The sequence below is a fragment of the Azospirillum isscasi genome (assembly GCF_030849505.1).
Classification (GTDB): domain Bacteria; phylum Pseudomonadota; class Alphaproteobacteria; order Azospirillales; family Azospirillaceae; genus Azospirillum; species Azospirillum isscasi.
Genome location: NZ_JAUJFI010000059.1, coordinates 23695 through 31210 on the forward strand (window position 1 = coordinate 23695; position 7516 = coordinate 31210).

Annotated in this window: 7 protein-coding genes; 5 read left to right on the forward strand and 2 right to left on the reverse strand. The window is 70.4% G+C overall.

Annotated elements, in window-relative coordinates; translation table 11 throughout:
- The first annotated feature begins 231 nt into the window (after nucleotides 1-231).
- The 3 genes from QSG27_RS13835 (at nucleotide 232) to xdhB (ending at nucleotide 4856) form a co-directional block, all read left to right on the forward strand.
- The gene (locus QSG27_RS13835; RefSeq protein WP_306707071.1) at nucleotides 232-933 is read left to right on the forward strand and encodes a LuxR C-terminal-related transcriptional regulator; all 702 of its coding nucleotides are present in this window, start codon (nucleotides 232-234) and stop codon (nucleotides 931-933) included.
- Nucleotides 934-1039: 106 nt separating this feature from the next.
- Entirely contained in the window at nucleotides 1040-2506 is a 1467-nt protein-coding gene (gene xdhA / locus QSG27_RS13840) for a xanthine dehydrogenase small subunit (RefSeq protein ID WP_306707072.1), read from the forward strand.
- Entirely contained in the window at nucleotides 2499-4856 is a 2358-nt protein-coding gene (gene xdhB / locus QSG27_RS13845) for a xanthine dehydrogenase molybdopterin binding subunit (protein ID WP_306707074.1), read from the forward strand. The genes xdhA and xdhB overlap by 8 nt, the downstream gene beginning before the upstream one ends.
- A 25-nt stretch (nucleotides 4857-4881) precedes the next feature.
- On the opposite strand, the gene QSG27_RS13850 is transcribed toward xdhB, so the two are convergent.
- Together QSG27_RS13850 and QSG27_RS13855 are read right to left on the reverse strand one after the other, a co-directional pair.
- Entirely contained in the window at nucleotides 4882-5034 is a 153-nt protein-coding gene (locus QSG27_RS13850; protein WP_306707075.1) for a hypothetical protein, read from the reverse strand.
- A gap of 13 nt (nucleotides 5035-5047) precedes the next feature.
- Nucleotides 5048-5272, reverse strand: coding sequence for a hypothetical protein (locus tag QSG27_RS13855; protein WP_306707076.1), 225 nt, complete (start codon nucleotides 5270-5272; stop codon nucleotides 5048-5050).
- A gap of 294 nt (nucleotides 5273-5566) precedes the next feature.
- On the opposite strand from QSG27_RS13855, the gene QSG27_RS13860 reads away from it, so the two are divergent.
- Together QSG27_RS13860 and QSG27_RS13865 are read left to right on the forward strand one after the other, a co-directional pair.
- A complete protein-coding gene (locus QSG27_RS13860) occupies nucleotides 5567-6424 on the forward strand; it encodes an urease accessory protein UreD (protein WP_306707077.1) in 858 nt (285 codons plus the stop codon).
- A gap of 41 nt (nucleotides 6425-6465) precedes the next feature.
- Nucleotides 6466-7516, forward strand: a 1051-nt coding sequence (locus QSG27_RS13865) for a glycosyltransferase (RefSeq protein ID WP_306707078.1), incomplete at its 3' end; no start/stop codon positions are given.

Genomic DNA, 7516 nt, shown 5'->3' on the forward strand with positions numbered 1-7516 from the left:
TGTCCCGATGATTTATACGGATGGTCAGGGAGTGGCGCAAGATGCTTGGAAGAAGCTCGATACGAATGAATCATAAATGGCTTCGATACGGCAGGAATTCGCGCTGCGCTGCTTCTGAAAAAGTCCAAAGGTGGTATTCTTATACTTTTCCGTTGGACAAAAACCCGGGCTGGATGGAGGCATCTTTGCTTTTCAATCCGGTTTCCGGCGGCTTGATGGGGTAGCAAAACAATGGAAGTTCAGCTGCAGACGCGCGGCAAGGAGCGGTCGGTGGCCGGCAGGGCGCAGAAATTTCTGGTGGTGGACGACCATCCCCTGGTGCGGCACGGCTTCGCTCTGTCGGTGGGGGAAATTCACCCGGACGCGCAGGTTCTGGAGGCCGGCTCGCTGGACGAGGCCATGGCCATCGCCGACCGCACGCCGGACCTGACGCTGGTGCTGTTCGACCTGAATCTGGGCGACCGCAGCGGGCGCGATGGGGTGCGCCGCATGGTGGAGGTTCTGGGGAACCGCCCGCTGCTGGTCATTTCCGGATCGGACGAGGTGGCGGACATCGTGGACAGCGTGCGGCTGGGGGCCCGGGGCTACATCCTGAAGACCAGCTCCACGGCGGTGCTGGAGCACGCGATCTCCCTGGCGCTGACCGGCGAGACCTTCCTGCCGCTGCCGCGCGCCGTGCTGTCCGGCAACGTCGCGGCGGAGGCGGCGCGCCCGTCCGGGCAGATCCTGGACCGGCTGACCGACCGGCAGAGGGACGTCTTCCAGCTTCTGCTGGCCGGCCATTCGAACAAGGAGATCGCGCGGGAGCTGGGCGTTCTGGAAGGCACCGTGAAGGTCCATGTCCGGGCCATCATGCAGAAGCTGGGCGTGCGCAACCGCACCCAGGTCGCCGTCGTGGCCGCCCGCAGCGGCTGCTTTCCCGAGGAAGCCTGACGCCTCACCCGTCCGATCCCCGCCTTTGTGGGTAGGCGGGAGGCCCGGCATTGCGGCCTGCGGAGACTTTCCGGCACTATGACGGAAACGCCCGACAGGAGGGACAATGACGGGCTCTGTGCGTTTCGTGCTCGGTGGACGGGTGGTGGAGGTGCGGGACCCCGCCCCCGCCACCACGGTGCTGAACTGGCTGCGCGCCAACGGGCGCCCCGGTTCCAAGGAGGGCTGCGCCGAGGGGGACTGCGGCGCCTGCACGGTGGTGCTGGGCAGCCTGACGCCCGAGGGGCGCGTGCGCTACCGCGCCGTCAACGCCTGCATCCTTTTCCTGCCGATGATCGACGGGAAACTGCTGCTGACCGTCGAGGATCTGGCCGGCGAAGACGGCGACCTGCACCCCGTTCAGAAGGCGATGGTGGACAAGCACGCCTCGCAGTGCGGCTTCTGCACCCCCGGCTTCGTGATGGCGCTGTTCGCGCTCTACCACGAGGAACGGGGGGTGGAAGCCGGCTTGAGCGACGGGGCGATCCACGACGCGCTGGCCGGCAACCTGTGCCGCTGCACCGGCTACCGCCCGATCCTCGACGCCGCCCGCGCCATGACGGCAGCGGCGGCGGAGGACCGCTTCGACCGGGCGGAGGAGGGCATCGCCACCCTGCTGCGCTCCATCCGGCGCGAGGGCTCCCTGACCGTGACGCACGGCGCCGCCAGCTTCCACGCCCCGCACAGCGTGAAGGAGCTGGCCGCCCTGTTCGCCGCCCACCCGAACGCCACGCTGGTGGCCGGGGCGACCGACGTCGGGCTGTGGGTGACCAAGCAGGGACGCAGCCTGCCCACCCTGATCCACCTCGCCCAGGTGCGGGAGCTGCACCGGATCGAAGAAAGCGCCGGCGCGCTGGAGGTCGGGGCGGCGGTGACCTACACCGAGCTTCTGCCGGTGCTGGAACGCCGCCTGCCCGAACTGGCCGCTCTGGTCACCCGCATCGGGGCGGCCCAGGTGCGCAATTCCGGCACGCTGGGGGGCAACGTCGCCAACGGCTCCCCCATCGGGGACAGCATGCCGGCGCTGCTGGCGCTGGGCGCTTCGCTGCTGCTGAACCGTGGCGGGGTGCGGCGTGAGCTGCCGCTGGACCGCTTCTACCACGGCTACCGCAAGAACGACCTGAAGCCGGGAGAGTTCGTGGAGCGCATCCGCATCCCCTTGCCGCGCGAGGGCCAGCGCTTCGCCACCTGGAAGGTGTCCAAGCGGCGGGACCAGGACATTTCCGCCGTCTGCGCCGCCTTCCTGCTGACGCTCGACGGGGAGGGGCGGGTGGCGGACCTGCGCGCCGGCTATGGCGGCATGGCGGCGACCCCGGCCCGCGCCCCGGCGCTGGAGGCGGCGCTGGCCGGGCAGCCCTGGACGGCGGAGGCGGTGGCCGCGGCCCTGCCGGCGCTCGACCGCGACTTCCGGCCCATGACCGACATGCGGGCCAGCGACCGCTACCGCGCGCTGGTCGCGAGGAATCTGCTGATGCGTTTCCTGCTTCACACCACGGGGGCCGGGATGGCCTCGCTGGAGGCGGCCCATGGCTGACGGCGGCACCATCGTGAAAGAAGAGGGCGCCATCCACCCGATCCGCGGCGGCGTCCATCTGGGCATCGAGCATGAGAGCGCCCGCAAGCATGTGACGGGTGCCGCGGCCTACACCGACGACATCCCGGAACTGCCCGGCACGCTGCACGTCGCGGTGCGGCTGTCGGACCGGGCGCACGCGCGCATCCTGGGCATGGACCTGTCGCGGGCGAAGGCGGCGCCGGGCGTGCACGCGGTCTTTACCCACGCCGACGTGCCGGGCGACGGTGACATCGGCGCCGTCCAGCGCGGCGACCCGGTGCTGGCCGACGATCTGGTCGAGTATGCCGGGCAAGCGGTGGTCGCCGTGGCGGCGGAGACGCTGCTCCAGGCCCGCGCGGCGGCGCGGCTGGTGGATGTCTATTACGAGGACCTGCCGGCCCTGCTGACCGCCGAGGCGGCGTTGGCGAAGGGCAGTGTCGTCTCGCCGCCGCTGACCTTCCGGCGCGGCGACGCGGCGGAGGCGGTGGCCGGGGCGCCGCACCGGCTGACCGGGACGCTGGAGGTCGGCGGGCAGGACCATTTCTATCTGGAAGGCCACATCGCCTACGCCATCCCCAAGGAGGACGGCGACCTGCTGGTCCATTCCTCGACCCAGCACCCGGCGGAGGTGCAGCACGCCGTCGCCCAGGTGCTGGGGCGCCCGATGCACGGCATCGCCGTGGAATGCCGGCGCATGGGCGGCGGCTTCGGCGGCAAGGAAAGCCAGCCGGCGCAGATCGCCGCCATCGCCGCCCTGCTGGCGAACGCGACGAAGCGGCCCGTGAAGTTCCGCCTGGACCGCGACGACGACATGCTGATGACCGGCAAGCGCCACGACTTCTTCGTGCGCTACGACGTGGGCTTCGACGGGGAGGGGCGCATCCGGGGGCTGGAGATGGACCTCGCCGGGCGCTGCGGCATGTCGCTGGATCTCTCGAACGGCGTGGTGGACCGCGCCATGTTCCACGCCGACAACGCCTATTACCTGCCGGCGGCGCGGGTAACCGGCCACCGTTGCAAGACGAACACCGTTTCCAACACCGCCTTCCGCGGCTTTGGCGGTCCCCAGGGGGTGATCGCCATCGAGCATGTGGTGGACGAGATCGCCCGGACGCTGGGCAAGGACCCGCTGGACGTGCGGCGCGCCAACCTCTACGGCGGGCCGGGCCGCGACACCACCCATTACGGCATGCCGGTGGAGGAGCCGGAGATCCTGGCTGAGCTGCTCGACCGGATCGAGCGCGACGGCGACTACCGCCGCCGCCGGGAGGAGATCGACGCCTTCAACGCCCGCAGCCCGGTGCTGAAGAAGGGGCTGGCGGTGACTCCGGTGAAGTTCGGCATCTCCTTCACCGTCAAGCATCTGAACCAGGCGGCGGCGCTGGTCCATGTCTACACCGACGGCTCCGTCCAGGTGAACCACGGCGGGACGGAGATGGGGCAGGGCATCCACACCAAGATGGCCCAGATCGCTGCCCAGGAATTCCAGATCGACGTGGAGCGGGTGAAGGTCACCGCCAGCGCCACCGACAAGGTGCCGAACGCCCCGCCCACCGCGGCCTCCGCCGGGACCGACTTGAACGGCATGGCGGTGCGCATCGCCGTGCGGACCATCCGCGACCGGCTGGTGGCGTTCCTGGCGCAGCACTGCCACACCACCCCCGACAAGGTGGAGTTCCGCGACAACGCCGTCTTCGCCGGCAACCACGCCCTGACCTTCGCGGAGGTGGCGAAGCTGGCCTGGCTGAACCGGGTGTCGCTGTCCTCCACCGGCCATTACGCGACGCCGAAGATCTGGTGGGACCGCGATAAATGCGAGGGGCGGCCCTTCTTCTATTTCTCCTGCGGCGTCGCGGTGACGGAGGCGCTGATCGACACGCTGACCGGCGAGTACCGCTTCCCCCGCGCCGACGTGCTGCACGACTGTTCCGGCAGCATCAACCCGGCCATCGACCTGGGGCAGGTGGAGGGCGCCTTCGTCCAGGGGCTTGGCTGGGTCACGTCGGAGGAGCTGTGGTGGGACGGTCAGGGGCGCCTGCGCACCCACGCGCCCAGCACCTACAAGATCCCGACCTCGCGTTCTCTGCCGGAGGATTTCCGGGTGGCGCTCTACACCGCCCGCCCGAACCGGGAGGACACGGTGTTCCGCTCCAAGGCGGTCGGGGAGCCGCCGCTGATGCTCGGCATCTCGGCGTGGCTGGCGTTGAAGGACGCGGTGGCGGCGGTGGGCGGCCACCGGCTGCCCGTGCGCCTCGACGCCCCGGCGACGCCGGAGCGCGTGCTGCTGGCGGTGGAGGACGTGAAGGCGCGGATGGCCGCGGGCGGCTGAGCCCGCCGGTCCGCGCGGGCCGCGGCTATTTCACCAACTGCACCGTCCAGCTTCCGTTCGGCTGCCGGACGCAGTGGATCTCCTGCGCGTTGTTGAAGTCCACATAGTCCTGGGGGACGCTGCCGAGGTCGCTTTTGGGGACGGCGGCAACCTGTTCCTTGACGGTCTGTTCCGGCATGGGGCGATGTCCTTCAGGGGGGAATGTTGTTGGCGGCGATGAAGCTCGCGCGGCTTTCGGCATATTCCCGGCAGTCGAAGAACTGCGTGACGCTCTTCGACGGGACGTTCGACTGCACCCAGCCGGTCAGGGCCGTCATGTTTGCGGGTGCGGCGCGTGCCCAGCTCTTGATGGCGGTGGCGGCGCCGTTCTTTTCATAGGTGCAGGATGGCGGGTTGGCGGGCACTGCGCGTTCCACGACGGGCACCCGAACCTCTTCCCGGATGGCGAGGCTGGTGGCGCTCCGGCCGGTGGCGAACCTCCTCCGCATCCGCCCCCGATGGTGACGGATCTGTCGATGCCGATTGAGGGAATTCAAGCGACAGAAACACGGTATTTTCCGTGCAACGATTGGTCAAACAATTATTAATAATAGAATTTTTTTACATTCCAGCAACCTTCCTTGCCGGTTGCGCGCGGGAAGGCCATGCGCGAACATCCTCGGCGGCTGGATTGGAGGACGATGATTGGTGGACGACATGGGTTTCCAGGCATGAGCGTTCCGGGGACGAGCACCGTTTCAGGCAAGAAGGTCGCCGTCCACGGCGCCGCGACCGTGCGGTTCGAGCACCGCCACGGGGCCACGCGCCTTGCCACGCTCTACCACCACGACCCGCTGCGGGTGCTGATGCCCGACCCGCGGGCCGGGGACCTGCCCATCGCGGTGCTGGTCACCACCTCCGGCGGGCTGGTCGGCGGCGACCGGCTGGACGTGGCCCTGTCGACGGGGCCGGGCGCGCGGGCGCTGGTGACGACCCAGGCGGCGGAGAAGGTCTACCGCTCCGCCGGGCCGGACTGCCGCATCGACACCCGGGTGTCGGTGGAGGCCGGCGGCTGGCTGGAATGGATGCCGCAGGAGGCCATCGTCTTCGAGGGCTCGCGCCTGCGCCGCCTGACCCGGCTGGAGCTGGAGGGCGACGCCCGCCTGATCGCCGGTGAGATGCTGGTCTTCGGGCGCGCCGCCTTCGGCGAGACGGTCACCCGCGGCCTCGTCCGCGACGCCTGGGAGGTGGTGCGCGACGGGCGGCTCGCCTGGGCCGACGCCCTGCATATGGACGGCGACCTTGCCGAGACGCTGGCCCACCCGGCGGGCTTCGCCGGGGCCGGGGCCTGCGCGACGCTGCTGTACGCCGCGCCGGACGCCGGAACCCGGCTGGACGCGCTGCGGGAGGCGGCGGAGGGGCTGGAGGGTGTGCGCACGGGGGCGACGGCCTTCGACGGCCTTCTGGTCGTCCGCATCCTGGGTGGGGAGGCGCTGGCGGTGCGCAGCGCCTACGCGGCGCTGTGGTCGCATCTGCGCTCGGCGGCGGCGGGGCTGCCGGCACGATTGCCGCGGTTGTGGGAAGTCTGAGCCTCTTGCCAAGAGGGGGTTGCCGGCGTAGCTCCCGCGGCATGCGCTTCACCATCGTCACCTACGGGTCCCAGGGCGACATCCGGCCTTTCGTCGCCCTCGGCAAGGGCCTGCGGGAGGCCGGCCATTCCGTCGCCTTTCCCGCCGACCGCGAGTTCCGCGGCCTGATCGAGCGGCATGGGCTGGACTACAGCCCGCTGTCCGGCGACCTGCGCGCCGTGACGGGCAGCCGGCAGGCCGACGGGCTGTTCCGCGAGGGCATCAACCCGGTCAAGATGGTGCGGGCGCTGCTCCGCCTCGGCCAGGACCATGCGCTGGCCTGGATGCAAGAATACTGGGAGGCGGCGCGGGGAAGCGACGCGGTCATCGCCTCCGGCCTCGCCTTCTACGCGGGCGTGGCGGTGGCGGAGAAGCTGGGCGTTCCGGTCATCGGGACGGCCCTGCAACCGCTGGCCCCGACGCGGGCCTTTCCGCCGCCGATGATGCCGCCCCGGCGCTTTCCGGGCGTGGTGAACCTCGCCCTGCACATGGCGATGATGCAGCTCGTCTGGCAGACCTTCCGGGCCTCGACCAACCGGGCGCGGCGCGCGGTGCTGGGACTGAAGCCCTCCTTCGCCGGACCGGGACCGCTGCTGCGGAAGGCGAGGTGGCCGATGCCTTACGCCTTCTCGACCCATGTGCTGCCGCAGCCGGACGACTGGCCGGACTTCATCCGGGCGACCGGATTCTGGTTCCTGGACGAAGGGGACGCCTACGTGCCGCCGCCCGACCTTGCGCGGTTTCTGGAGAGCGGGCCGCCGCCGGTCTATGTCGGGTTCGGCAGCATGGGCGGATTCGATCCCGCCGAGACGACGCGGCTGGTGGTGGAGGCGCTGGACGGGCGGCGTGCGGTGCTGTCCGCGGGCTGGGGCGGGCTGGACCGCTCGGCCTTGCCGGAGACGGTCCATGGCCTGGAGTCGGCGCCGCACGACTGGCTGTTCCCGCGCATGGCCGCCGTCGTCCATCACGGCGGCGCCGGCACCTTGGCGGCGGGCCTGCGCGCGGGCGTGCCGGCGGTCGTCGTTCCCTTCATCGGCGACCAGCCCTTCTGGG

Bases quoted from the DNA above. Each gene is read 5' to 3' on its own strand.
- QSG27_RS13835 (WP_306707071.1), top strand. From the start codon at position 232: ATGGAAGTTCAGCTGCAGACGCGCGGCAAGGAGCGGTCGGTGGCCGGC.
- xdhA (WP_306707072.1), top strand. From the start codon at position 1,040: ATGACGGGCTCTGTGCGTTTCGTGCTCGGTGGACGGGTGGTGGAGGTG.
- xdhB (WP_306707074.1), top strand. From the start codon at position 2,499: ATGGCTGACGGCGGCACCATCGTGAAAGAAGAGGGCGCCATCCACCCG.
- QSG27_RS13850 (WP_306707075.1), bottom strand. From the start codon at position 5,034: ATGCCGGAACAGACCGTCAAGGAACAGGTTGCCGCCGTCCCCAAAAGC.
- QSG27_RS13860 (WP_306707077.1), top strand. From the start codon at position 5,567: ATGAGCGTTCCGGGGACGAGCACCGTTTCAGGCAAGAAGGTCGCCGTC.